At 63.0% G+C, this 22,511-nt stretch carries 17 protein-coding genes and 2 tRNA genes (1 of these 19 cut by a window edge); 10 read left to right on the top strand and 9 right to left on the bottom strand.

Annotated features, from left to right (window positions below; genetic code table 11):
- Positions 1-613 carry the 5' portion of a hypothetical protein gene (locus Pla111_RS06240; RefSeq protein WP_146572420.1) on the bottom strand. The gene continues 500 nt to the left of window position 1, outside the view, so the window shows 613 of its 1,113 coding nt (coding positions 1-613); its start codon is at positions 611-613; its stop codon lies beyond the left edge, outside the window.
- 82 nt (positions 614-695) lie between these two features.
- Between Pla111_RS06240 and Pla111_RS06235 the strand changes: the two genes are divergently transcribed.
- Positions 696-917 (top strand): hypothetical protein, encoded by a 222-nt coding sequence (locus tag Pla111_RS06235; RefSeq protein ID WP_146572418.1) that lies wholly within the window; start codon positions 696-698, stop codon positions 915-917.
- On the opposite strand, the gene Pla111_RS06230 is transcribed toward Pla111_RS06235, so the two are convergent.
- Positions 896-1,972, bottom strand: a complete 1,077-nt coding sequence (locus Pla111_RS06230; RefSeq protein WP_146572416.1) for a DUF1570 domain-containing protein — start codon at positions 1,970-1,972, stop codon at positions 896-898. The two genes, Pla111_RS06235 and Pla111_RS06230, sit on opposite strands and share 22 nt — an antisense overlap.
- Positions 1,973-2,145: 173 nt before the next feature.
- Here Pla111_RS06230 and Pla111_RS06225 point away from each other — a divergent pair, with 173 nt between their 5' ends.
- Positions 2,146-3,513 carry a hypothetical protein gene (locus Pla111_RS06225; protein WP_146572414.1) on the top strand — a complete coding sequence of 456 codons (1,368 nt, stop codon included), beginning with the start codon at positions 2,146-2,148 and terminating at the stop codon, positions 3,511-3,513.
- Between the two features lie 205 nt (positions 3,514-3,718).
- Here the strand turns inward: Pla111_RS06225 and Pla111_RS06220 are convergent, their stop codons facing one another.
- Positions 3,719-4,330, bottom strand: coding sequence for a hypothetical protein (locus Pla111_RS06220; protein WP_146572412.1), 612 nt, complete (start codon positions 4,328-4,330; stop codon positions 3,719-3,721).
- 343 nt (positions 4,331-4,673) lie between these two features.
- Between Pla111_RS06220 and Pla111_RS06215 the strand changes: the two genes are divergently transcribed.
- The 5 genes from Pla111_RS06215 to aspS all read left to right on the top strand — a co-directional run bounded on the left by Pla111_RS06215 (position 4,674) and on the right by aspS (position 11,853).
- Complete coding sequence (locus Pla111_RS06215; RefSeq protein WP_146572410.1) at positions 4,674-5,258, top strand: hypothetical protein; 585 nt, start codon at positions 4,674-4,676, stop codon at positions 5,256-5,258.
- A gap of 78 nt (positions 5,259-5,336) precedes the next feature.
- The gene (locus Pla111_RS06210; RefSeq protein ID WP_231930785.1) at positions 5,337-6,989 is read left to right on the top strand and encodes a flotillin family protein; all 1,653 of its coding nucleotides are present in this window, start codon (positions 5,337-5,339) and stop codon (positions 6,987-6,989) included.
- 70 nt (positions 6,990-7,059) lie between these two features.
- Entirely contained in the window at positions 7,060-8,754 is a 1,695-nt protein-coding gene (locus Pla111_RS06205) for a fatty acid CoA ligase family protein (RefSeq protein WP_146572408.1), read from the top strand.
- Between the two features lie 98 nt (positions 8,755-8,852).
- Positions 8,853-9,881 (top strand): NAD-dependent epimerase/dehydratase family protein, encoded by a 1,029-nt coding sequence (locus Pla111_RS06200; RefSeq protein ID WP_146572406.1) that lies wholly within the window; start codon positions 8,853-8,855, stop codon positions 9,879-9,881.
- A 181-nt stretch (positions 9,882-10,062) separates the two neighbouring features.
- Complete coding sequence (gene aspS / locus Pla111_RS06195; RefSeq protein WP_146572404.1) at positions 10,063-11,853, top strand: aspartate--tRNA ligase; 1,791 nt, start codon at positions 10,063-10,065, stop codon at positions 11,851-11,853.
- 7 nt (positions 11,854-11,860) lie between these two features.
- On the opposite strand, the gene Pla111_RS06190 is transcribed toward aspS, so the two are convergent.
- The 6 genes from Pla111_RS06190 to Pla111_RS06165 all read right to left on the bottom strand — a co-directional run bounded on the left by Pla111_RS06190 (position 11,861) and on the right by Pla111_RS06165 (position 16,288).
- Positions 11,861-12,826 (bottom strand): L-threonylcarbamoyladenylate synthase, encoded by a 966-nt coding sequence (locus Pla111_RS06190; protein ID WP_197524806.1) that lies wholly within the window; start codon positions 12,824-12,826, stop codon positions 11,861-11,863.
- Between the two features lie 169 nt (positions 12,827-12,995).
- Positions 12,996-13,069, bottom strand: a tRNA-Arg gene (locus Pla111_RS06185).
- A 133-nt stretch (positions 13,070-13,202) separates the two neighbouring features.
- Positions 13,203-13,943 carry a pirin family protein gene (locus Pla111_RS06180; RefSeq protein WP_146572402.1) on the bottom strand — a complete coding sequence of 247 codons (741 nt, stop codon included), beginning with the start codon at positions 13,941-13,943 and terminating at the stop codon, positions 13,203-13,205.
- Between the two features lie 131 nt (positions 13,944-14,074).
- Positions 14,075-15,076 carry a 3'(2'),5'-bisphosphate nucleotidase gene (locus Pla111_RS06175; RefSeq protein ID WP_146572400.1) on the bottom strand — a complete coding sequence of 334 codons (1,002 nt, stop codon included), beginning with the start codon at positions 15,074-15,076 and terminating at the stop codon, positions 14,075-14,077.
- A gap of 144 nt (positions 15,077-15,220) precedes the next feature.
- Positions 15,221-15,292: transfer RNA gene (locus Pla111_RS06170), tRNA-Gln, on the bottom strand.
- Between the two features lie 174 nt (positions 15,293-15,466).
- Positions 15,467-16,288, bottom strand: coding sequence for a redox-sensing transcriptional repressor Rex (locus tag Pla111_RS06165; protein WP_231930783.1), 822 nt, complete (start codon positions 16,286-16,288; stop codon positions 15,467-15,469).
- Between the two features lie 459 nt (positions 16,289-16,747).
- Here Pla111_RS06165 and Pla111_RS06160 point away from each other — a divergent pair, with 459 nt between their 5' ends.
- From Pla111_RS06160 to ppdK, 3 genes are all read left to right on the top strand, one after another.
- Positions 16,748-18,157, top strand: a complete 1,410-nt coding sequence (locus tag Pla111_RS06160) for a hypothetical protein (RefSeq protein WP_146572398.1) — start codon at positions 16,748-16,750, stop codon at positions 18,155-18,157.
- A gap of 261 nt (positions 18,158-18,418) precedes the next feature.
- A complete protein-coding gene (locus tag Pla111_RS06155; protein WP_146572396.1) occupies positions 18,419-19,117 on the top strand; it encodes a DUF2461 domain-containing protein in 699 nt (232 codons plus the stop codon).
- Between the two features lie 393 nt (positions 19,118-19,510).
- Entirely contained in the window at positions 19,511-22,192 is a 2,682-nt protein-coding gene (gene ppdK / locus Pla111_RS06150) for a pyruvate, phosphate dikinase (protein WP_146572394.1), read from the top strand.
- The last annotated feature ends 319 nt before the right edge of the window (positions 22,193-22,511 follow it).

Raw genomic sequence — 22,511 nt, 5'->3', positions numbered from 1 at the left:
GTTGGGTGTCGAGCGCGATCTCGACATCAAGCAGCGCTTGCCCCGCGAGCTCGTCTGCTGCGGACAGCCGCGTGGCAAGGCGATCGATCTTCGCGACGGTGGGTGCCGCCCTGCCGGCGCGGTCGATCGCGTCTTCGATCTCAGCCGGCAACGCCGCGAGCGTTGCGAGCGAGCCGCTGGCGCGTTCCAGCAGGTGTCCCTGCTGGTCGATCCGACTCTGCACATCGGCCAAGCGATCGAGCGACTTGGCCGATTGGTCCAGCGTGACGGCTTGGGCAGCCAGCCGATCGTTGAGCGCCGCCACCCGTGCAAGGGTCGCTTCGGCCCGACCGGCAAGCTCCTCTTGCTGCGTCAGCGAGGCCAGCAACGACGCTGCCCCTGCCGCGGCGGGCGATTTGTCGCGCAACTGCTGGACGATCGATTCAAGCGTGGCCACCTGTCCGCGCATCTGAGCGAGCTGCTGGGTGGTGGGGCAAACCACACAGAAATGCACGATCAAGATCGGTGCGAGGATCGCAACCGACAGCGCCAACCAGTCGGTGCGCGGACGATTTCCGCTGCCGACCGAGGGAATGAACGCTGCTTGCAATCCATCTTCAGACGAAAGGGCCACTGCTCGATCTCCGTATTGAGCTTCGCGGTAGGCGTCGTCGGCAAACTTGCCCTCGACCGGCAAGGAGCTCCTCTCCTGCCTGATGCTAGCTATCGGAAGGCTCAAGCCAATCGGCAGAGACAAAGTCAGCGCGAATCGGTTGGGCCTCGCGTTTGTTGCCGTGCTCAACGTGGCGACACCGATGACCGCCACAGCCGGAAAGAACGGCACCCCCCGGCATCGGGGAACCCCGCTTGGTGATTCCGGGGTCGGCTACGCAGGAATGCTCCGCACCGAAGCGGTTCAGCGTAAACCAGCCAAGTAGCTTTGAAACGCCGCTTCTAGCTGAGTCAGATCGGTGCCGAAAACACGGCGGAAGTCGGCGACACGCTCGGCCGCGGGGTACTCGGCAAAGAGGGGCCGATCGGCCGTTCGTGTCAGATAGGCCGCGTAGTCTTGGGGGCGTGTCTCGCTGAGGAAGAACGTTAGCGCCCAGGCCTGCGCGTAGGCGGGGATCGGTTTTCGTTCAAAAGCCTGGTCCGACGCGATAAACGAGGCCAGATCGCCCAGCGCTTTGGTCGGCAGGACGACCTCGCGGAAGTCCATCAGTCGGCCCCGATTGATGCGGTCATCGCCCCGATCGTAGCTACGGCTATCGTGAACGCCGCGGGCCTCGAACATGGTTGCCAGCCCTTCACTTACCCAGCGGGGGCTCGCGGCAAAGCGGTTGTGAACGCCAACATTGTAGGCGGTTTGATGCGTCGCCTCGTGAATCACGGTCGCGGCGGTTTCCTCCCAACGGTCTTCGCCGACCGAGCTCTGATCGTACAGATAGACGCGGTTGCTGAGCGATTCGTAGTGCCCCAGGGCACCGCTCGGAGCGCCCGATTTTGACTCCTTGCCGTACCGCTGGTACTCGGAACGGTTGCGAAAGACGACCGCCACGAGCGGGTACGGAGGTGCCGCCGGATCAAAGCCCCGCACTCGAAAATACCGCGTGAAAGATCGGTACATCTGCTCGAAGCGCTCGGCCCACACTTCTTTACCACCGCGGGGATGAACAACGACATAGTGCTGCGTGGAGGTGTAGTCGTAGTCCGAACCGAACTCGTTGTAGAGGCGTTGCCGCATCTCGGCGGTCGAGTACCCCTGGAAGTTGGCCGCGGTCTTCTGCGCTTCTTTCGCACGGGCAGCGGCGAATTCGTGGAGCTGCCCGTCGCGATTGAGTAGCGCAACGGTCGCTTTGGTCCAAGCGAGGGGACGGCCCTCGTAGGCGACGCCATCGACGATCGCTGAGAACATAAATTCCGCGCCCTGACCGCAGGCAAACGGGAGCCCGCCGCAGAGTGCGGCGCTGGTTAGCAGGAGCGTGCGTAGCATGCCGGCGGCGTCGATCGAGCAGGGAGGGCGTCCCTGCACGGAACGCGAGATTCAACTGCAAAAGCCTAGGTCGCTCGTCCTCAGCACGCCGATCGCCGCCGCGTAGGGGGAGCATCTTTGGTAGAATCAGGAGGCTTTCGTCCCGCCCACGCTGATCGAAAGGCTCCCCCCCTATGATCCGTGCCAACCGCACAACCCGCGCATATTTGCTCGTGACGGTCACTCTGACGCCGCTCGCCCTTGCCAGCGAACCCTCAACCTCCGCGTCCGAGTCGCTGAGCAATCGGGTCGCGGAATTGGTGGAAGGGCTCAATGCGGATCGGGCCGCCGAGCGTCGCCAGGCCGAAGACTCCCTCTACGAACTCGCGATGGGCCCGTCAGGGTCGGGCGAGGCCGTGCTCAATGCCCTGCCGCCAACCAATGACCGGATGCCGCCCTCCGTGCGATCGGGCATCCAACGCATCCGGCGGCGCGTGGAGCTGACCCTGGCAGAGCGCGCCGCGGAAGCAACCCGCGTGACTCTCAACGCCGAGAAAATGCCGCTCGCACAAGTACTCCGCGCGGTGGGCGAACAAACGGGCAATCAACTCGCTGAGAGCAGCGGAAGGAATTCTCCCCGTATGTTGAACAGGGTCACGCTGCGGTTAGAGAATGAACCTTTCTGGCCGGCAATCGACAAGATTATGGACGCCGCTCGGACCAACATCTATCCGTACGGTGGCGGGTCCGAACTCTCGGTTGTCCAACGCGAAGACAGCCAGAGTGATCGTTTCGGAAGGGCCGCGTACAGCGGACCGTTTCGGTTTGAGACGCTTCGCGTAGTGGCGACACGCGGCGTTCGGACGCCGACCGAAGCGTCGCTGGATGTGGACATCGAGATCGCTTGGGAGCCGCGGCTGCAACCGATCGCGCTCTCGCAACCCATGGACGAGGTTCGGGTAGTGGCAAAGTCGGGCGCTCCGCTCTCGGTGCGCCAGCCAGAGCGTTCGATCGATGTCGAGGTAACGCCCGGCACACAAGCGATCGAGATCACCTTGCCTTTGATTCTGCCTTCACGCAGCGCCGTGGCGATCGCCAGTTTGCGCGGCAAGATCGACGCCCTGGTGCCGGGCCGTCAGGCAGACTTCCGCTTTGAAGCGGTCGGTGCAACCGATCGACCGATCCGGCAGCAGCAGGGAGACGCAACGGTTTCGCTCGAGCGATTCAAGCGGAACGGGCCTGTCTGGGAACTCCATATGCGGCTCAAGATGGATCAGGCGGGCGACGCGTTCGCCTCGCATCGGGGCTGGGTCTTCCAGAATCTTTCGTACCTGACCGATGCTGACGGGGCACGGATCGAGCACGCCGGCTTTGAGACCATTCTGCAATCGGCAAACGAAGTCGGCTTGGTCTACCTGTTCGATCTGTCCGACCTAGAGGCGCTCAGCGCCGCGGGCGATCCGCCGAGCGATCCGCGACGGCTGACCTGGGTCTATCGCACGCCGGTGAGCATCGTCTCGCTGCCCGTGGAGTATCAACTAGGCGAAGTCTTGCTGCCTTAGCGCGGGCACTCCGCGTGTTGCTCACGGTCGTAGATTCCTCAGCGGGTCATGCCCTCAGGCTGCTATCCGCCGAAGATTCCCGTTCACCCTCTTGGGTCAACCCCCGCGGACAATCGGCCGGGCCACGTAGATCGGATCGGCAAGACTGCTCTCGGCTGACTGTCCGTACTACCCATTCTCAGATAAACCCAAAGCCGAATAATCACTAGCCGAGCGAAACCATCGGCAGCCCGCCGCTGCGCAAGTCGTCGAGCATTGCACGCACCCCGGCCGGATCGGTCGAATCCATCCGTAGCGTTGTGGCCGCGACATCGTCGGCCATGCGTGACTCGCCCAATTTTTCTAGCGCCCAGGCCAACCCCAGCGCGGCATCGTGCCACGCCCCGTTGCGCAGGTCGGCACCCGGCAGCGGCCCCGCGCAACCGGCCGCTGCGAGCGTCTTCAGGCCGATCTCAAAGGCATAGCCGAAGTGGGCTCGGGCAAGCACCAGGTCTCCCGTGCCGCCGGCGATCTCGCCCAGCAGCGCGTGCGCTGTCAGATGATCGGGACAATCCGCGAGCAGCCAGCGTAGCTCGTCGGCCGCGATCTCGGTTTCTTCCGCTTCGATCATCAAACGGACTTCGTTGATATCGTCCTCTCGTTCGACGATGTCGGGAGGGGCGACTAACGCAAAGGCCCCTTCCGGCGTGGAGGTTACACGCCACCCGCTGGGCCCTTGGCTGGTCTTGTTGCCCGTGCCCGGGCGATTCGGTCCACCGCGCCGTTTGCCGCCGGCAGAGCGCGAGGCCTTCTTCTTATGCGGGCGGCCAGAAGTCACGGTAAAATCAGTGTCTGAGGGAGAACCGGGCAAGCAGTCGGGGAGGCTTACACCGTGGCAGAGTGGCTTGGCAGCGTAGCCAGCCGAGACGTCCGCCGTCTACAACCCCTCGCATCGAGCCGCCCCGATGCCGCATTTTATTTTGACGAACGCGCTTCCGAACCGCCAAGATAGGGTCCTCGGCCGCGGAATCGGTGTGGTTATTACAATCCTAACTGGCAAGATCCGTGGGCCAGGAGCGAAATATCCGCAAGCTTGCCCTTAGCGGGCCATGATTGTCCGAATGCCGAGCGTCTCCCTATTCGTGGGGCGCGTTGGGCACGACCCAAGCCCCGGTGGTCCGATGCTCGAAACACTTTTCTTGTACAGCGCGCTGGGCGGTGGTGTCGTTCTGCTGCTTCAATTGGTCCTGCTGTGGTTCGGAATGGACGACAGCCTGGGCGACATGATGGGCGACGGCGGCGACGCGGGCTTCGACTCCGATCACACGACCGACAGCACCGGTTTCTGGTTCCTAGAGATGCTCTCGCTACGGACCCTCTCGGCCGCGGCAACCTTCTTTGGATTGACCGGTAAAGCGCTGCTCGCTTCGGGGACGTCGCCGGGCGTGTCGCTAGCGATAGCGCTCGGTGTTGGCTACGCCGCTTTGTACAGCGTGTACTGGGTTTTCAAGCAGGTCTTCCAGCTCGAAACTTCGGGCAACACGAACATCGCAAACGCAATCGGCTTGCCCGCTCAGGTTTATGTGCCGATCGGTCCGGGAAAGGTCGCCGGAAAAGTTCAGATGAAGCTTCAGGGCCGCACGGTGGAATATCAGGCGGTCAGCGATGAGCAGCTACGGCTGACAACCGGCACGCGGGTCGTTGTCACCGACGTCGTCACGGCCGACACAGTCCGGGTTTCACTCAGCTCTGCTTCTGACGCTTAGGGGCGAGGTGGGCGTCAGTCAAGGACGCTCCGCCGTTAAGCGACTCACAATCAACCAATCGTCTCGGGAGAACTCGTCATGGTTTCCATGCTTTCGCTGAATGCCGCCGCGCCGCTTCTGGCGGCGCAAACCGACGGGGTGCCGGCGGTGGTTTGGTACCTGGGGCTGCTGATCACGGTCTTCCTGTTGATGGGGCTCTTGTTCGCCTTCATCAAGTCGATGGTGAAGCGCTGCAGCAGCAACCAGGTGCTGGTGAAGTACGGCATGTTTGTGGGCACGGGCCAAACCGCCAAAACGATCCACGGCGGTGCCACCTATGTGCTTCCCTTTGTGCAAGGGTTTCGCTACCTGAGCCTGGATCCGATTCAGATCGAGATCCCGCTCCGCGGCGCTTTGTCGATCGAGAACATCCGTGTCAACGTGCCCAGCGTGTTCACGGTCGCGATCGGCACCGAGCCGGAACTGATGAATAACGCCTCGATCCGATTGCTTGAACTCACAACCGACGAGATCCGCAAGCAGGCCGAAGAGATCATCTTCGGTCAGCTCCGCCAGGTTGTGGCGTCGATGGGGATCGAGGACATCAATCGCGATCGCGACGCCTTCTTGCAACACATCCAGAACTCGGTCGAGCCCGAGCTTAAGAAGATCGGCCTGGTGCTGATCAACGTGAACATCACAGACATCACGGACGAATCGGGGTACATCGACGCCATCGGCCAGAAGGCCGCGGCCCAGGCGATCCAGTCCGCTCGCGCCGACGTGGCCGATGAACAGAAGCGCGGCGAGATCCGCGTGGCGGACGCCGAGCGCGAACGCGAAGTGGAGGTCGCCAACGCCACCAAGCTGCGCGAGATCGGCACGCGTGAGGCCCAACGCATTCAGGCCGTGCGGATCGCCGAGTTGCTCAAGGAGCAGAATGTTGGCGAGCAAACCGCTGAGTTCCAGCGCGATGTGCAAGTCAAAGACGCCGAGCGCGAGAAGCGGATCGCGATCGCCGAGGCTAACGCCACGGCCGTGGATGGCGAAAACATCGCCGAGGCGCGGATCGCGAAGTCGCAAGCGGAACTGCTCGTCCAGCGCGCCGAGGCCTACGAACGCGGCGAGTCCCGCAAGCGCGAAGCCGAGGCCGCGGTCATCGAGATCCAGAACCGCGCGATGGCCAAAGCCGCCCTCGCGGATGCCGAACGCGTCGAGGCCGAGAAGCGGGCCGAGTTCGAGGCCGTCGCGAAGGCCGAGAAGGCCCGGCTTATCGTCCAAGCGGAAGCGGAAGCCGAACGCATCCGCCTCGAGGCCCAGGCTCAAGCAGGGGCGGTTTACGCCAAGCTCGAGGCCGAGGCCCGCGGACAGTACGAGATCCTTGCCAAGAAGGGCGAAGGTCTCAAGCAAATCGTCGAGGCCTGCGGCGGCGCTCGCGAAGCGTTCCAGCTTATGATGCTCGAGCATCTGGACAATCTCGCCGAGTCTTCTGCCAAGGCGATCAGCAATATCAAGTTTGATAAGGTCGTCGTCTGGGAGAACGGCAGCGGCAAGAACGGCCGCAGCAACACGGCTGACTTCCTGCAGGGAATGACCGGCACGCTGCCGCCGATGATGCAGGTGCTGCGTGACATCGGCGGCATCGAGATGCCCGACAGCCTGGCGAAGCTCGTCGGCGTTGAGACCAAGACCGACGAGGGACGCAAACCGGCAGAAAACGGCGAAGCCGCCCCCGCCAGAAACAAGGGGTAATGGGCCGGATCAGCCCCGGTTCTCTGACCCGGGGCTGATCCTCGGAGCGTGGCCACGCCACAATCGGTAAATGCCCGCCCCGCCGATCCACCGCACGAACGTCGCCGATCGCTTAGCCACGGCTGCGGCCCAACGCCCCCAAAGCCTGGCTGTCGCGGCGGCCAACGGCCACGGCGGGTTCGACACGGTCACCTTTGCCGAACTCGACACCGACGCCACTCGGCTCGCTTGTGGTCTGGCGACGCTCGGCATCGGTCCCGGCAAGCGGATCGCTCTGCTCGTCAAGCCGGGCGTCGAGTTTGTCACGCTCGTCTTCGCCCTGCTGCGAACCGGCGCGACGATGGTTCTGGTCGATGCGGGTCTCGGCCGAGAGAATATTGTCCGTTGCCTGGCCTCAACCGAGCCCGATGGCTTTGTCGCCATTCCCCTCGGTCATGCGCTGCGCGTGCTAAAGCGGAAGCAGTTTCCCAACGCGAAACTGAACGTCACGGTTGGCAGACGCTGGTTCTGGGGCGGCGAGACGCTCAGATCGGTACGACGCCTAGGGGAGAGAGCCGACCTGCTACCAACGCATCGAGACTTCCCCGCCGCAACGCGGGCCGAAGACCCCGCCGCGATCGTTTTCACCTCTGGCAGCACCGGCCCGCCGAAGGGGGTGCTCTACACGCACCAAACGTTCGTCACCCAGTGCGATGAGATCCAGCGGCAATACGAATTGCAGCCGGGGGCGGTGGACCTCGCCTGCTTCCCGCTCTTCGGCTTGTTCAACGTTGCGTGCGGTATCACGACCGTGCTGCCGCAGATGGACTTCAGCCGGCCGGCCTCGTGCGATCCCCATAAGGTGCTCGCCGCAGCAAACCAGTGGCAGGTCACGCAGGCGTTCGCCTCACCGGCGGTGTGGGATCGTTTGAGCCGTCACTGCGAAGCAACCGGCGCTACGATTCCCACACTCAAAAATGTTTTTTCGTGCGGGGCCCCCGTCTCGGCACGGGTTCTACGCCGGACGCTCGGTTGCGTGCATCGCGATGCCCAAATGCACACCCCCTATGGGGCCACCGAGGCGCTGCCCGTAGCGACGATCGAAGCGCAAGAAATTCTTGGCGAAACCGCCGCCAAGACCGACGCGGGTGCCGGCGTGTGCGTCGGACGCAAGTTCGACACGATCGACTGGCGTATCATCCGCATCTCTGACGACCCCCTCACAACGATCGACGAGACGGACGAACTACCGCGGGGCGAGATCGGCGAACTCATCGTCCGCGGCCCCCAAGTAAGCACGCAGTACCAAAATCCCATACCGCACCCGTCTGCAAGCGACCAACAACGATCCCCCCACAACGAGTTAGCAAAAATCAAAGACGGAGACGCTATCTGGCACCGCCTGGGAGATGTCGGCTACTTCGACGCTCAGCAGCGCTTCTGGTACTGCGGGCGGAAGTCGCAACGCGTTCGCACGGCGTCGTCCGAGCACTATGCCGATCAGATCGAAGCCTACTTCAATGGCGTCGCAGGCGTGCGGCGGACGGCTTTAGTCGGGGTTCCGACCCAGGGCGAGACGGAGTCAGTACTTGTCTACGAGCCTGCCCCCGGCCACCTTGGCGACGCCTCTCTAAGTGAAAAACTCGCCGCTCGTGCGTCGCAGTGCGCCGACCGCTGGCGGATCCCTCACTTTCTTGAGCACCGATTGCTGCCCACCGATATCCGCCATAACTCCAAGATCCGTCGCGAAGCGCTTGCGATTTGGGCAGCGGAGCAGTTGCGGTAACAATCGCGACATGAACCGAAGGCCCGGATCATTGACCCGGGGCTAAATAGCATGGCGTTTCATAGTTCATCAATCACGATCCCCTTTCCGTAACGGCATTGTCTACCTACCTCGTCACCGGCGCTGGCGGCTTCCTGGGCCGCTATGTCTGCGAACAACTCATCGCCCGGGGCGATACGGTGCGGGGTCTTGCGCGCGGCGAGTACCCTGAACTATCCGCACTGGGCGTGGAGATGGTCCGCGGCGATCTGGCCGATCGCGGTGCCGTGGTCGCCGCGTGCAAAGGAATCGACTGCGTGTTCCACATCGGCGGCAAGGTCGGCATGTGGGGGCACTGGTTCGAATACTTTCAAGCCAACGTGCAGGGAACCCTAAACGTGCTGGGTGCCTGCCAGGAGTTAGGCGTCACGCGGCTTGTCTTTACTTCAAGCCCCAGCGTCACTTTTTCTGGTGAGGACCAGCGCGGCGTGGGGAGCGAAGCACCTTATCCGCTCCGCTGGCTCGCCCATTATCCGCACAGCAAAGCGCTCGCCGAACAATTCGTATTAACCCAAGACGGCACCCCCGTCGTCGGCGGAGGCATGCTGCGCACCACATCGCTGCGGCCCCATCTGGTGTGGGGACCGCGCGACCATCACCTGACCGCCCGACTGATTGCCCGCGCTCGGGCTCATAAACTCCGCCGTGTGGGCGAGGGGAAAAATCGGGTCGATATGGTCTATGTCGAGAACGCCGCCGCGTCACACCTGCTGGCCGCCGACGAGTTAGCCCGCGCAGCTCCCCGCAATGCCGGCAAGGCTTACTTCATCGCACAGTCAGAGCCGGTCATGTGCTGGGACTGGATCAACGAGATCCTCGCCCTGGCTAGCCTGCCGCCGGTGGAGAAGCAGGTCTCCGCCCGGACGGCGTATGCCGTGGGGGCCCTGCTGGAATTCAAGCACTGGCTGCTGAGGGACTTCCGCAACGAGCCCGCCATGACCCGCTTCGTCGCCCGCTCGTTGGCAACCGACCACTGGTTCGACAAACAGGCCGCCGCACGAGACTTCGGCTACGAGCCCACGATTTCAACCGCTGAGGGGATGCGACGGTTGGGCGAATGGCTGCGTAAAGAGCCACAAGGGGCTTAATTTTCGCCGCGATCCACCGGCATGCGGAGCGGTCACCTTCTCGGCACCGCCTGCCGCAAATACAATCGGCGGTTTGGTTTAGGGCCGGTGCCCGTGTGAAAGCAGGCCGCGGACCGCGCGGCGACGCCGTCGGCCCTTCCCCCGCCCAAGCAACCCGACCCTCTGCAAATCGCGAATCGACATGCTCCGCACCCACACCTGTGGCGAACTCCGCTCGACCGACGCCGGTTCTCAAGCAACCCTGTGCGGATGGGTCGATAGCTACCGCGACCACGGCGGCGGTCTGTTTGTCGACTTGCGCGATCGGTACGGCATCACCCAGGTGGTGTTCAATCCGCCCGACACGCCGCAGGCGATCATCGACGCCTCGAAGGATCTCCGCGCCGAGTACGTCATTCGGGTCACTGGCAATGTCCAGCCACGGCCGACCGGCATGGCAAACCTCAAGCACAAAACGGGCGAGATCGAGCTTCGTGTCACCCAACTCGAGTTGCTCAACAAGTCGAAGGTGCCGCCCGTCTCGCCCAGCGAGTCGGTCACCGAGACACCGAACGAGGACCTCCGCCTCAAGCATCGATTCCTGGATCTTCGTCGGCCGGCGATGCAGCGCGCCATGCTCTTGCGGGATCGCATCACCAAGGGCATGCGTGACTACTTCGCCGACCTTGACTTTATTGACGTCGAGACACCCATCCTCGGCCGCAGCACCCCCGAGGGCGCGCGTGACTATCTGGTTCCTTCGCGGGTACATCACGGCAAGTTCTACGCCCTGCCCCAGTCTCCGCAGCTGTATAAGCAGATCCTGATGATCGCGGGCTACGACCGTTACGTTCAGGTCGCCCGCTGCTTCCGCGATGAAGACCTGCGGGCCGATCGGCAGCCCGAGTTCACCCAGCTCGACCTGGAGATGGCGTTCATTGATGATGACGACATCATGACGGTCATCGATGGCCTTGTGCAGAAACTGGCCCAAGAGCTGCTCGGGATCGATCTGCCGTTGCCCCTGCCGCGCATGACCTATGACGAGGCGATGCGCCGCTTTGGCCACGACGCCCCCGACCTGCGGTTCGGACTGGAGATCGTCGATCTGACCGACCTGGCACCCCAGAGCGAGTTCGGCGTGTTCAAGAGCATCGTTGAGGCCGGCGGCCACGTCCGCGCGATCTGCGTCCCCGGCGGCAGCGAGCACTACAGCCGGCGCGGCATCGACGCCCTGACCGACTTCGTCAAAGGCCTCGGCGCAAAGGGGCTGGCCTACTTCCGCGTCGACGAGAAGGGGGTGCTCGACTCGAATATCGCCAAGTACTTCTCGGACGAACTTCGTGCCGAGATGGGCAAGCGGCTCGGTGCCAAGCCGGGCGACCTGGTGCTCTTTTCGGCCGACAAGTGGCTCGCCACTTGCAAGCTTCTGCACAATCTCCGCAAGAAGATCGGCGAAGAGATGAAGCTCTACGATCCCAAGGAGATGAACTTCTCGTGGGTCGTGCAGTTCCCCATGTTCGAGCGGACCGAGGACTCCGACAACCCGCAGGCGGTCGGTAAGTGGTCGGCAATGCACCACCCCTTCACCGCCCCGCTGGACGACAGCGTCGCCCACCTGGACGAAGACCCCGCGAAGTGCCGTGCGAAGGCGTACGACCTGATCATCAACGGTTACGAAGCGGGGGGCGGCACCATCCGGATCCACGACCCCGCCGTGCAATCCAAGGTCTTCACGCTGCTGGGGATCGACGAAGAAACCGCCGCGGACCGCTTTGGCTTCTTGCTCGAAGCGCTCGCCTACGGTGCCCCGCCGCACGGCGGCATCGCGCTAGGCCTGGATCGGTTTGTGATGCTGTTCGGCGGCTTCGACAACATCCGCGACGTGATCGCGTTCCCCAAAACGCAAAAGGCCACCGACCTGATGACCGAAGCTCCCGGCACGGTCGATACAAAGCAGCTCAAAGAGCTGGCCATAAAGATCGACGCTTAGGCAACGCTCATTTTCCGGCAGCGCGACGCTGCCGATCTTGCAGCGCTGCACCGATGCCTTCGCTGGGTGCCCGCTGCACAAGGATCAGCGTCGCAGCTTGGCGATCCGCCTCGCGCAAGAATTCGTAGAAGCCGGCGGCGTACGCTTCGAGCGACGGAAAGACTTTCTCTAGCGCTGCATCGATCCGCCCTGGCAGCGGCTCAAGCCCACAATACGCAAGACGCTCGTCCGTCGGCAACGCTAACTCGGCAGCGGTCGTGAAAAGCCTCACCGAGGCGCGCGGCTGATAGTGCGGATGACGCAGCCCTGGCGATGCGACGGGCACGTCACCGCGCGCGGCAAACGTCGCCTGCACGTGAGCCTCGGGCTCGATCGTGCGGATCTGCTCGATCGTGATTGCGCCGAGACGCAGGACAATCGGCACCGGGCCACAGCAATCCACCACGGTCGATTCGATGCCAATCGGGACACCGTCTTCGCAGTAGACCGCGTCCACAAGTCCGTCGAGATCCTCCAGCACCGCTCTCCAGGTCGTGCCGCTGGGGCGTCCTGAGCGATTGGCCGACGGGGCCGCGATCGGAGCGCCAGCGAGCCGGAGAATCTCCGCGGCAACCGGATGATGGGGAACTCGTACGCCAACGGTCGTGAGCCCGGCGGTGACGCGTGGGCTGACCTCGGGCCGTTTGGGGAGCACCACGGTCAACGGCCCCGGCGCAAACGCCGCCAGCAGGGCTTTGGCCGAGGGGGTCAATTCGCTGGCCGCGAGCGACCAGTGCTGGACCGTCGGCACGTGAACGATCAACGGGTTATCGCCCGGGCGCCCCTTGGCCTCAAAAAGCCGCTCGACGGCCGCCGGGTTCGTGGCGTCGGCACCCAAGCCGAACACGGTCTCGGTCGGGAACGCCACGAGCCCGCCGCTGCGCAGGATCTCAGCGGCTGCCTGCGGCGAGGTGATGCGCTGGGTCGTCGGCACGGCAAGTTGGTTCCAATTGGCTCGCGGGTCGGGCGTGCCTCCCCGGGCGGAACCTCTAAAAGAGGACCCAAAGCCCCTCAAGAGGACCCAAAGCAAGGTGCCGCAAAGAGTTGCGGCAAAGAAAACCGCCACCAGCATGGCGCGGGCCGCCACAGGGGGCAGCGGCAAGTACACCCCAGAGGATTCGAACCTCTAACCTTCGGATTCGTAGTCCGATGCTCTATCCAGTTGAGCTAGGGGTGCTCAAAGCCGCTCACCGTCCCCGAACCGAAGGGCTCGGGGGCGGCGAACGGTCACGTAGTATTACGCCCCCCGGACGCCCCTGCAAGGTCGGGGAGCCCTCAGGGCAAATAACCGCCTAAACTCCTCTGGAGGGTCACGGCAGGTCGAAGAGCATAACCTCAGCACCGGCACTGAGGGCCGTTATGCGGAGCTTGGCGACCTCTTCGGCAGTCACGCCATCGCCCTCTGTGGCGGTAAGCTCCTCGTGGTCGGCACCCTCGCCCGCCTCTATGCGGATGTCGCCGCGCAGCACCTGTAGCCAAGCGCCTCGACCTCGGCCAAGCGAGGCTTCTGCCGTTTGCGATGGCTCAAGCCGGGCGAGCCAGACGTGGGCGTCTTGCTCGAGGGGGAGCGACCCCTCGGCACCGTCGGGGGAAGCCACCAGCGCAAAACCTCCTCCAAGATTCCGTCGGGCGTCCGCCAACAGATTCGAGTCGAGTTCGGCGTACCGCGGCGTCAGCCCCTTTGCGCGCGGTTTGATCCAGATCTGATAGAAGTGGACCGGTTCAGTCGGCGAGGGATTGAACTCGCTATGCGTCACGCCAGCGCCGGCGCTAATGTGCTGCCACTGGCCGGGACCAATCACCGCACCGTTGCCAAGGCTATCGCGGTGTTCGAGCTGTCCTTCGAGCACATAGGAGAGAATCTCCATGTCGCGATGCGGATGCGACCCGAAGCCTTGCCCCGGCGCAACGCGGTCATCGTTGATCACTCGCAGCGCGCGATAACCAAGCTGCTCTGGATCGTAGTAGTCGGCAAACGAAAACGTGTGATGACTATCGAGCCAACCGTGGTTGGCGTGGCCGCGATCCGCGGCGGCGCGCAGGGACAGCATGACGGAGCCTTGAGCCAAGCAGGAGGGGCAAGAGGGGGCGAGGCGCTGAGGTGCTGAGGTGCCTCGCGGCGGGCAGGATCTTATACGCTGCGGCGGGGGAAGAGTTCGTTCCGCGTACGCTGCGTCGCGCTTCAAGCACCGATGGCGTGCACAGCGCGGAGGGCCGCCTCGTGCAGCACGCCGTTCGTGGCGAGCACGCCCCGATTGGCGGCAAGCGTGCGGCCCTGTGAAAAGTCGAGCGGCTTGCCGTCTAGGTCCGTGATGCGGCCACCGGCTTCTTCCACGACGATCGCGCCGGCAGCCTGGTCCCACACCTTCTCGCGGTAGTCGGGACGATCGGTCGAGAGCAGCCGAACAAGCATTTCTCCGCCCCCCGCGGCAAGAACCGCGTACTTGGCTTGGCTATCCATTCCCACCGGTGCCGCGGTGATGCCCAGCGCCGTCGCCAGGTGATCGATGGCCCCCAGGTTGGTGTGCCCCTTCTCGACCGAGCGCAGCACGCGCATTGCCGCCGGATCGGCTAAGGAAGAAACGGTGAGTCGCTGCCACGCGGCGGTCGCTTCGTTCAGTGGTTGAACAAACACTCCCCGATCACGCACGGCAACGAGGAGCGAGCCCGGCCCGCCACGTTCGGGCCTTTGCGCCGCGACAAGTTCGGGGCAGCCCAAGACGCCGATCTCGACGCGGCCGTTAACAACCAGGGCCAGCGCAACGGCGTACTGATCGCCGCGCAGAAAGCCCTTGGTGCCGTCGATCGGATCGAGCGTCCAATAGGCTTCGGCCGGTTCGGCGGTGCCGCGGTCGATGGCGGCGCAGACCGACTCAGGCGTGGCTGTGGTCCAGCACGAGCGAACGAAGTGCACAACCTGTTGAAGCGTCTGTTCGCCGGAAGGCTCACGCAGGCCGGCAGCCGACTCTTCGCCGACGAGCACCGGGCAGAAATCGCCCTCGGCGGCGGCGGCTTGCAACCGCTGAGCAACGAGCGCCTGAGCGGCGAAGTCGCCCACGGTGACGGGCGACTTGTCTCCCTTGGTGAGCGCGTCGGTCACCATCTGGCTTTGGACGCGGCGGGTGAGCAGCGCAGCCTCGCGGACGGTGTCCAGGGCGAAACGAACGGCGGGGGTGTCGAACACGGGGGCGTCGAACGGAGTCGAGGTATGGAGGCAAAAGCTCTCGAAGCGAACCCGCCCGGAAAGCAAATTAGCCCGGGGTCATTGACCCCGGGCTAAGAATTCATGACCCCGGGCCAAAACTCAATGACCACGGACCAAGAGAAGCAACCCCGCCAGGACTCGAACCTGGAATAAGGGAATCAAAATCCCTGGTGTTACCGATTACACTACGGGGTTATCTAACTCACCGACGACAGCAAAATTACTGACTGCCGGCAGCGGCTTGCAGCACTAGGCACTCGGAAACGGTAAGTATCGACCGGTCCGAAGCCGTGCCGCTCGTTCTTCTTGAGAAATATACCGTCTGCCCGGCTGAGGGGTAACGGGGGCGAGCGGGGCGGGGGTAGGAAGCTAGCCGCCCGCGTCCCAAGCGGACTCGGCCGGGCCGATTTCGGGCCGTTCTGATGCGGCTGGCGGTTCTTCGCTGTCCGGTTGCTCCGAGGGGGGGCCGGCAACCGCCTCTGGCGACTCGGCCAGAACCCGGGCCACCGAGTAGGTGAGTTGCTCCATCTCGGTCGCCAGATCGACCCCCACGAGACTTACCCCCGCAGGCAGGCTCAGCGTCACCGGCGCGAAGTTGAGGATGCCGGCAACGCCTGCGGCGACGAGCCGATCGGCAATCTCTTGGGCCGCATCAGCGGGGCTGGCTATCAGACCAAGCGTGACTCCCTTTTCGCGGACAACCGCTTCGAGCCGGTCCAGTGGGTGAACGATAACACCGGCCAAGCTCTGTCCGACCTTGGCCATATCGGCGTCGAAGGCCGCGACAATCTGAAAGCCCTGCGATTGAAAGCCGCGATACCCGAGCAGCGCGCGCCCGAGGTTGCCGACCCCCACCAGGGCGACGGTCCACTGCCGATCGGTGCCCAAGATGCTCTTGATGGCGGCAACCAACTCGACGCACCGATACCCAACGCCCGGATGGCCGAAAGGGCCGAAATAGGCCAGGTCTTTGCGGACCTGAGCGTCGGTGAAACCCAGCAGTTGGCCCAGCTGATTCGAGCTGACGGTCTCTTGCTCGTCACGCACCAGTCGCTGCAACTCGCGCAGGTACAGGCTGAGCCGATTGACAACGGCCTTGGGGGCTTCGCGGCCGTCGGGCTTAGAGACCTCGGTCTTCGCCCCTTCGGACTTCGCGCTGTCGTCGTTAGGAGTGCCGGTCGCCAATGCCAAGCCAAGAGTTGAAGGCTGCCGTGTTTCCGGGCGTTGTGCTCCCGAGTCGGGGGAACTCTACGCCAACGACCGGAACGCCGCAATTTGGACCCCACAAGAGTCTGGCTTTGGGGGTGGTCCGGAAAGGCCGCACGCCGCGTTGATCGGCACAATCTCGACACGTGGATTGATCGGTCCGCGAGGCAGCGTCGGCACATCCTGCGCGGCCGGCACAAGCCGACGGGATTCTGCATTCGTGTGAGTCGCCCCATTTCCCGTAAACCATCATCAAGAAACGACTTGCGACTCGAACGATTGGAAAATATCAGCTGCTTCGGAAGACTTCGTTGATAGCGGATTTTAGGCAGAACAGCTAAGGGAGGAGGGCGGCGTCTCCCGAACTTAGTACGGACGGATTCACTCTGTCTTGACCAAACCCCCTATCCCCACACGTTTGTCTTTCTGGAGGCGATTACCGCAATGAAGTGTTTCATTGGCGCGCCGATCATGGCTGCTGTGGCGTTGGCGCTTGCAACTTCGCAAGCCGGCGCTGCATGCGACTGTGCGGCCAACTACAGCAACGGCGAAGCCGCGGCCACGTCCGGCGCTTCGCGCACTCTCTACCGCACTGAGAAGCGGATGATTACGGAAGAGCGTTGCGAAACGCGCTACCGTACCGTCTACGATCGCGTGCCGGTTGAGCGTGTTGTCAACTACACCAAGCACGTTACCGAGCAGCGTCAGAAGCAAGTCAACTACACGGTGATGGTGCCGTCGTACGAGACCAAGACCCGTACCTACACGGTCAACAAGCCCGTGTGGGAGACTCGCACCCGCGAGATCAACTACACCGTTATGAAGCCGGTCTACGAGACCAAGACCCGTACCTACACGGTCAACAAGCCCGTGTGGGAGACTCGCACTCGCGAGATCAACTACACCGTTATGAAGCCGGTCTACGAGACCAAGACCCGTACCTACACGGTCAACAAGCCCGTGTGGGAGACTCGCACCCGCGAGGTTGCTTACTCGGTCCGCGTCGCGGTGCCCTACACCAAGACGATCAATGTGAATACCGGCAGCTGGGAGACTCAGCAGTACACGATCCCCGGCCGCACCTACCACAAGACCGTCCGCACCCCGGGCAAGTGGGTTTACAACGCCGCTACTTGCTCGTGCTGCTACTGCCCGGGTTCGTGCTGCAAGATTGAGTGCACGACCGAGCCGAAGGTTTGCTGCAAGAAGGTTTGGGTCCCGCGTTGCGAGACCAAGGAGATCTGCTGCACGAAGTACGTCTGCGAGCCCCGGACCCGTACGGTCTGCTACAAGGTTTGCACGATGGTCCCCGAGTGCAAGAGCTGCACCTACCAGGTCTGCCGCATGGTCCCCGAGTGCCGCACCAAGACTTGCTGCTACAAGGTTTGCAAGATGGTCCCCGAGTGCAAGACTTGCACCTACCAGGTCTGCCGCATGGTCCCCGAGTGCCGCACCAAGACTTGCTGCTACAAGGTTTGCACGATGGTCCCCGAGTGCAAGACTTGCACCTACCAGGTCTGCCGTATGGTCCCCGAGTGCCGCACCAAGACTTGCTGCTACAAGGTTTGCAAGATGGTCCCCGAGTGCAAGACTTGCACCTACCAGGTCTGCAAGATGATCCCTGAGTGCCGCACCAAGACGGTTTGCTACAACGTCTGCGTGGCCCAGCAGTGCTCGAAGACCGTGACCTGCACCAAGTGCGTGCCGCGTCAGGTGGCCTACACGGTCAAGGTCTGCGTCCCCCGCTGTGTGGAGATTCAGGTTCCTTGCCGGATCGTCACGGACTGCTGCGACCCCGCCCCGGCCTGCGATGAGTGCGGTGCCCCGGCTGGTGACTGCGGTTGCAAAGGCTGAACGTCAGTCTGAGTACTGAGCGATAACACCCGCTTCCGACAAGCTTGTGATCACGCCCGTTGTAAGGGCGACCACGGCGGGAAGACGGATGGTCAAGACGGAAGTTTCGAGCGGCCCGGTTCCCCGTGGGGGAGCCGGGCCGCTTTTCATTTGGCCCGTGACTTTGCCGGGGATTTGGTAGGGTAGAAACCAGCCCGCTCTCCCGCTCGGGAGATCGCTCATTTCCCTTTGCCCTGGCCCAATACACCACTCCGGCGCTCGATGGCCAAGTCACCGAATTTCCCCGGTTTCCCCCTGGGACTGTCGCACTTTCTGGAAGAACTCTCACGCAACAACAACAAGCGGTGGTTCGATACGAACAAGGATCGCTACGAGCGTGACCTTCGCATCCCCGCACTCGGGTTCATCGCGGCCATGGCGAAACCACTGGCAGCGATCTCGCCCCACTTTCGGGCTGAGGCTAAGAAGGTCGGCGGCTCGCTCATGCGGATTCACCGGGACGTCCGCTTCGGCAACGACAAGACGCCCTACAAGACCAACGTGGGAATCCACTTCCGCCACGAATCGGCCAAGGACGTTCATGCCCCGGGTTTCTACTTTCACATCGATCTGAACGAGGTGTTTCTCGGGGCGGGGGTCTGGCATCCCGAGAGCACGCCGCTCGCGGCGATCCGCACAGCGATTGCCGAGGAGCCAAAGCGGTGGAAACGGGTGCGCGACGGTAAACGGTTTCGCACCGCCTGGGACCTAGGCGGCGACACGCTCAAGCGGCCTCCGCGAGGCTACGAGGCCGATGACCCGATGATCGAAGACCTAAAGCGGAAAGATCACATCGCCGTGACGAACCTGTCGCATGACGACTTATTCGCTGACGATGTCGTCGACCGGGTCTCAACAGCCTTCCGCAGCGCGAAGCCCTATGTCGGGTTCCTGTGCGAGGCCCTCAAGGTGCCGTTCTAACCCCCCTCAGCTCGAGATCCACCAAGCGTCCTGGGAGCCATGTGGATACGGGTGGATTGCCCCCCGCACTGGTCGATCTGAGATTCGCAGGGGCTTTAGGGCTTGCCCGTCTCGGTGCCGGTCCAAGGGCTTGGCACAGGGGGGGTTCCTTGACGAAACGCGGGGCGGACCGTTACCTTGCCGGGCTAATTTGAACGTTCCGAAGCTGAGGGGGGCGAAGGGCGGTGAGCCCTTCCCCAAGCCCACCAGCCGAGTTGTTCGCCCCGCGTCGGGGAAGAACAAACCGTCGGGGGAGAGCAGATCTTCCTAGTTGGCGCTGGCTCCCCCCTTTGTTTGTGTCCCCCTGTTTATCGCAGCTTACCTCCTCACGCTCACGCGACAGGATCTCCCTCGATGGCCAAGAAAAACGCCGCCGCCGGCAAGATGGTTTACTACTTCGGCAAGACCAAGACCGATGGCGATGCCTCGATGAAAATGCTCATCGGTGGCAAGGGGGCCAACCTCGCCGACATGACCTCGATCGGCCTGCCCGTGCCCGCGGGCTTCACCATCACCACCGAATGCTGCGGCGCCTACAACAAAGCGGGCGGCAAGTTCCCCAAGGGGATGATGGACGAGGTCCACGCTGCGGTGAAGACGCTTGAGAAGGAGAGCGGCAAGAAATTTGGTGACTCGCAGGACCCGCTCCTCGTGTCGGTTCGCTCGGGCGCGGCGGTCAGCATGCCCGGCATGATGAACACGATCCTCAACCTGGGTTTGAACGACGAGTCTGTCGCCGGCCTCGCCAACGCCACCGGCAATGAGCGTTTTGCTTACGACGCCTACCGTCGATTGATCAACATGTACGGCGACGTCGTCATGGAGGTCCACCACGAGTACTTCGAGGAGGCCTTCAACAAGATTAAGGCGAAGTACGGTGCCAAGGACGATAACGACGTTCCGACCAAGGGCCTCATTGAACTCGTCGCGGCCTACAAGCAGGTTTACAAGAAGTACACGAAGAACGATTTCCCCCAGGACCCGATCGAACAGCTCGCGCTGGCCATCGAAGCGGTGTTCAAGAGCTGGAACGCCGACAAGGCGATCAGCTACCGCCGCATTGAGGGCATCACGGGCCTAGCCGGCACCGCGGTGAATGTGCAGTCGATGGTCTTCGGCAACATGGGCGATGACTCCGGCACGGGCGTGGCGTTCACACGCAACCCGTCGAACGGCGACAACAAGTTCTACGGCGAGTTCCTCGTCAATGCTCAAGGCGAAGACGTGGTGGCTGGCATCCGCACGCCGCAACCGGTCGCCGAAATGCCCAAGTGGACTTGCGAAGCCGATAAAACGATCGGCAAGAAGGTCCATGACGAGCTGATGAAGATTAAGGACAAGCTCGAGAAGCACTACAAGGACGTCCAGGACATCGAGTTTACGATCGAGCGCGGCAAGCTCTACATGCTGCAAACCCGTACCGGCAAACGAACGGGCATGGCGGCGGTCAAGATCGCGTGCGACATGGTCAAAGAGAAGCTGATCGACGAGAAGAAGGCCGTCATGCGCATCCCGGCGGGCGACCTCACCCAGCTGTTGCTTCCTTCCTTTGACCCGGCCGCCAAGAAGAAGGCCAGCCCGCTTACGATCGGTCTACCCGCCTCGCCCGGAGCGGCGTTCGGCAAGTTGGCCTTCACTGCTGAAGAAGCGGTCGAACGGGCCCACAACGGCGAGCAAGTGCTGCTCGTTCGCAAGGAGACGAGCCCTGAGGACGTTGATGGCATGCACTCGGCGGCTGGCATCCTGACCAGCACTGGCGGCATGACCAGCCACGCGGCGGTCGTCGCCCGTGGCTGGGGTAAGTGCTGTGTTGCCGGTGCCGGTGCTATCCAGATCGACGAGAAGGCCAAGAAGATCACCGTCGGCGGCAAGTCTTACGGCGTGAAAGACGTCCTCTCGATCGACGGCACGACCGGAGAAGTCTTTGCCGGCGAAATGCCGACGGTCTCGCCCAAGCTTTCAGGAGACTTCTCAACTGTCATGGGTTGGGCCGACAAGCACCGCAAGCTGGGTGTCCGCACCAACGCCGATTCTCCCGCCGACGCCAAGCGCGCCCGCGAGTTCGGTGCCGAGGGCATCGGCCTGTGCCGCACCGAGCACATGTTCTTCGAGGGGGATCGTATCCTCGCGATGCGTGAGATGATCCTCGCCGAGACCAAGAGCGCACGGGAAGCGGCTCTCAAGAAGCTTCTGCCGTATCAGCGGAAGGACTTCGAGGGGATCTTCAAGGCGATGGCCGGTCTGCCGGTGACCGTCCGTTTGCTCGACCCGCCGCTGCACGAGTTTGTGCCGCACGACGCGAAGAGCCAACAAGACCTTTCTAAGGCGATTGGTGTCCCCGCCAAAGATATCGCGGCCCGCGTCGCACAATTGCACGAAGCAAACCCGATGCTCGGTCACCGGGGCTGCCGGTTGTCGATCACCTATCCGGAGATCCTCGTCATGCAGGTGACGGCCATCACCGAGGCGGCGATTCTCTGCAAGAGCAAGAAGATCGACGCCAAGGCTGAGATCATGATCCCGCTGGTCGGCACGGTGAAGGAGCTCTCCATTCTTCGCCGTCTGACCGAGGAGACCATCGCCAGCGTCATCGCCGCCAAGAAGTACACGGGCAAGCTCGATATCCTGATCGGTACGATGATCGAGATCCCCCGGGCGGCGCTGACCGCCGACGAGATCGCTGCCGAGGCCGACTTCTTCAGCTTCGGCACAAACGACCTCACCCAGATGACGTTCGGCTACAGCCGCGACGATGTGAACACGTTCCTCCCGGATTACTTGTACCACGAGATCCTGCCCAAGGATCCGTTCCAGTCGATCGACGCCTCGGGCGTGGGTCAGCTGGTCGAGATGGCGGTTGCCAAAGGCAAGACCGTCAACAAGGGCATCAAGCTGGGCATCTGCGGCGAGCACGGCGGCGATCCCGCCTCGATCAAGTTCTGCCACGCCGTCGGTTTGAACTATGTGAGCTGCAGCCCGTTCCGTGTGCCGATCGCGCGGCTTGCCGCTGCCCAAGCCGCGCTGATGGCGAAGTAGCCCCGCCGGTTGAACGCAGCCTGAATCGATTCGCACGGGGTCGGCCGAGACAGCGGCCGGCCCCGTAGTTTTTACTTGCTTCCTCAAGCCAGATCGCGTTTCACCGGGAAAATATGCGAACTCGACCCCCAACCGGTGAGAGATCCTACTAAACGGGCATGGAATCGCCTCCTGCGGATGAACCCCGCCCTGGTTTTGTGGGTACAACATAGCGTTCGGAAAACGCGTCCGAAGGGCTTCGCTGCCGTTTGGCACACCGGGGTGCCTCTTGAATCACTGCTTCGCGGTTCGATATCGCCTTTTCCCCTGAATCCCCCCC

This window comes from Botrimarina hoheduenensis, assembly GCF_007859815.1.
Taxonomy (GTDB): domain Bacteria; phylum Planctomycetota; class Planctomycetia; order Pirellulales; family Lacipirellulaceae; genus Botrimarina; species Botrimarina hoheduenensis.
Note: the sequence above shows the minus strand (reverse complement) of the source record. Positions and strands in the feature narration are given on the sequence as shown.

Coding starts and splice junctions, on each gene's coding strand:
- Pla111_RS06235 (WP_146572418.1), top strand. CDS start 696: ATGCTAGCTATCGGAAGGCTCAAGCCAATCGGCAGAGACAAAGTCAGC.
- Pla111_RS06230 (WP_146572416.1), bottom strand. CDS start 1,972: ATGCTACGCACGCTCCTGCTAACCAGCGCCGCACTCTGCGGCGGGCTC.
- Pla111_RS06225 (WP_146572414.1), top strand. CDS start 2,146: ATGATCCGTGCCAACCGCACAACCCGCGCATATTTGCTCGTGACGGTC.
- Pla111_RS06215 (WP_146572410.1), top strand. CDS start 4,674: ATGCTCGAAACACTTTTCTTGTACAGCGCGCTGGGCGGTGGTGTCGTT.
- Pla111_RS06210 (WP_231930785.1), top strand. CDS start 5,337: ATGGTTTCCATGCTTTCGCTGAATGCCGCCGCGCCGCTTCTGGCGGCG.
- Pla111_RS06205 (WP_146572408.1), top strand. CDS start 7,060: ATGCCCGCCCCGCCGATCCACCGCACGAACGTCGCCGATCGCTTAGCC.
- aspS (WP_146572404.1), top strand. CDS start 10,063: ATGCTCCGCACCCACACCTGTGGCGAACTCCGCTCGACCGACGCCGGT.
- Pla111_RS06180 (WP_146572402.1), bottom strand. CDS start 13,943: ATGCTGTCCCTGCGCGCCGCCGCGGATCGCGGCCACGCCAACCACGGT.
- Pla111_RS06160 (WP_146572398.1), top strand. CDS start 16,748: ATGAAGTGTTTCATTGGCGCGCCGATCATGGCTGCTGTGGCGTTGGCG.
- Pla111_RS06155 (WP_146572396.1), top strand. CDS start 18,419: ATGGCCAAGTCACCGAATTTCCCCGGTTTCCCCCTGGGACTGTCGCAC.
- ppdK (WP_146572394.1), top strand. CDS start 19,511: ATGGCCAAGAAAAACGCCGCCGCCGGCAAGATGGTTTACTACTTCGGC.